This window comes from Xenorhabdus beddingii (assembly GCF_002127545.1).
In the GTDB taxonomy this organism is placed as follows: Bacteria; Pseudomonadota; Gammaproteobacteria; order Enterobacterales; family Enterobacteriaceae; genus Xenorhabdus; species Xenorhabdus beddingii.
Window position 1 is genome coordinate 1 of the sequence record NZ_MUBK01000076.1, and the last position, 2,701, is coordinate 2,701.

Here is a 2,701-nt window from a genome sequence, read left to right on the forward strand (position 1 = left end):
GTTCATTGCCTGTTCCTCCCCAGAGCGGTTTTTGGTGTGCACCAAAACTTTGCTCTTGGAACAGGCACTTCGTCAATTCCTTATCCGGAATTCGGGTTAATTAAGTGATTGCCATCTTCTCTATTCAGTAACAGGAATACAGTAGAGGAAATCAAGGTAATAATGCCCATCGTAATCAAGGTATAGTGGAAATGGCTCACCGTTGAGCCATAGTTCATTGACTCATAAAACCGAAGGACTGCGGCGCTGATGGTGATCCCAAAACTGATGGATAACTGTTGAGTGACGGCTAGCAGGCTATTACCCGCACTTGCATTATTATCATTTAGATCACCAAGCGTAATCGTGTTCATCGCGGTGAACTGTGTAGACATCGCCATTCCCAATATAAATAGAGGAATTATCAAAAATACGACAGGTATTTCCGGTGTCTGTAGAGAAAATTGTGAAATCATCACACCAATAATAATCGTGACCCAAATAAGCGTATTTCGATATCCAAATTTGGTCAGTATCTTGGTAACAAAAGATTTGGCGAAAATTGAACCAATCGCGTTTGGTGCCATCATAATTCCTGCAATGACCGCTGAGTATCCAAACCCTACTTGTAGCATCAACGGAATGATAAATGAGAGCGAGCCCGTACTTAAGCGAGTCACAATATTGCTGGCGATACCGATTGAAAATGTGTGCGTCTGGAACAGCCGGAGGTTGATAAGAGGGGTTGGATGCCTTTTGGCATGGAAAATGTACCCTAGCAGCATAATTATACCGCTGGTTAGCAAAGCCACAGGAATATAGTCTGAGAGAGATTTATCACCAAATAAATCAAAGCTGACTGAAATCATCACCAACCCCATACTAAACAGTATGAAACCCAGAAAATCGAAGGGGCATTTTGGCATGGTCAAATTGGGCATATGCTTTATCGCATAGATAATGCCTAATACCCCGATGGGGATATTAATGATGAAGATCCAATGCCATGTGGCATAAGTCACTAACAAACCTCCGAGCATGGGACCTAAAATTGGGCCCAGCAACCCAGGCATGGTGACAAAATTCAAAATAGGCAACAGTTCACTGCGTGGGTATGTTCTTAGTAATGCCAGACGTGCAACAGGCATCATCATGGCCCCACCTATTCCCTGAATCACTCGGGAAATGACTAAGAAAGAAAGATTGTGGGACAAAGCACAAGCGAGTGAACCCAAAGAAAAGAAAAAAACGGCATAGATGAATACCCGTTGAGTACCAAATCTATCGGCCAGCCAACCGCTGACGGGGATTAACATCGCCACAGTTAAGGTATAGCTAACAACGGCAGGCTGCATTGCTAATGGAGAATGATTAAGGCTCTTAGCAATGGCTGGTAGTGCGGTATTAAGAATGGTGGCATCTAAAGCCTGCATAAAAAAAGCCATGGCCGCAACCCAAGGCAATCCCGACATACTGCGTGCGGATTTAACCATTAGAGATCCCGTTTATTTCGTAGTGATCGATAATTAGTCAATGCATGGTATTTTAATACATTAAACTATTCTCTGGTTATTAGTAACCTTTTGCATTCCTCTAAAGCCCGTTGACTGTTGCCGTGGATAATGGCATCAACAATTGCACTATGGGCTTTCAGGTGGAAGGCTTTGTCTGAAATGATTTTTTCAAAATAGTGTTGGTATACGGGTTGAAACAAATTAGCAAAAGAAGCAATAAATGGATTACCGCAAGACTGATAAATAGTGTGATGCAGTTGTTGATCCGTTTCTATCCACTTTTTTGGGTCAAACTGTTTAGTTAATAAGTGCATCTCCTTAATTAAGGAGGACATGGTTTGTTTTTGGTTATGAGATGCGTTGATGGCGGCATGGAAGCAGGCTTGTGGTTCTATAATCAGACGCAATTGTTGGAAATGTGTCATGATCTCATCAATATTATTGGGGGTTATCCACCACCTTAACAAATCTTGATCCAGAAAGTTCCAATGGCTGATAGGCATAATATGTGTGCCGACTCTTGGACGAGATAACAACATGCCTTTAGCTATTAAAATCTTGATTGCTTCCCTTACAGCGGTTCGACTGACATCAAAGAGTTTGGTCAATTCCATCTCACCAGGCAGAATACTGCCCGCAGTATATTCACCTGAAAGAATTCGTTGGCCTATCTGTTCAGCCAAAAGATAGGACAGATTCTTTTTTTCCACATTTTTCTGTTCTCTTAACTGCATGGATGCCATCTCTCCCTTTTTATTTAACTCGTTATCCTACTGCATTGATTTAATGATTGTTGCCTATTTCATCACTTTTAGGGTGAAAAAGGAGCGAAAATGTTAGATTTGTTGAAAAAAAACACGAACGGGAAAAAAAATGCAAAAAAACTATTGTCAGGCGCGGAAAACTCCCTATAATGCGCCACCACTGACCGACGCTGAGCTGCAACATGCCGCGAAGGACAGGGGAAGGAAAGCGAAAATAAACGCTTGACTCCCGAGGCGAAAAGCGTAAGATACGCAGCCTCGCAACCCGGAACGAATGTCCGGTTGCCAACGCTCTTTAACAAATTAATCAGACAATCTGTGTGGGCACTCGCAAGACCCTATCTGACGCCGAAAGGCGAAAAGATTAAACAAGTCTTGAAGAGTGACTAAAACAGTTAATTCATTACGAACTAACAGTAAACAATTCTTTGAGCATCAAACCTT

The 2,701-nt window shown here is 42.2% G+C and carries 2 protein-coding genes; both read right to left on the reverse strand.

Annotated elements, in window-relative coordinates:
* Positions 1-80: 80 nt before the first annotated feature.
* The gene (mdtD, locus tag Xbed_RS18270) at positions 81-1,472 is read right to left on the reverse strand and encodes a multidrug transporter subunit MdtD (protein ID WP_086114253.1); all 1,392 of its coding nucleotides are present in this window, start codon (positions 1,470-1,472) and stop codon (positions 81-83) included.
* Between the two features lie 65 nt (positions 1,473-1,537).
* On the reverse strand, positions 1,538-2,227 hold the full coding sequence (locus Xbed_RS18275) for a FadR/GntR family transcriptional regulator (RefSeq protein WP_086114254.1): 690 nt from the start codon (positions 2,225-2,227) through the stop codon (positions 1,538-1,540).
* Positions 2,228-2,701 lie beyond the last annotated feature (474 nt).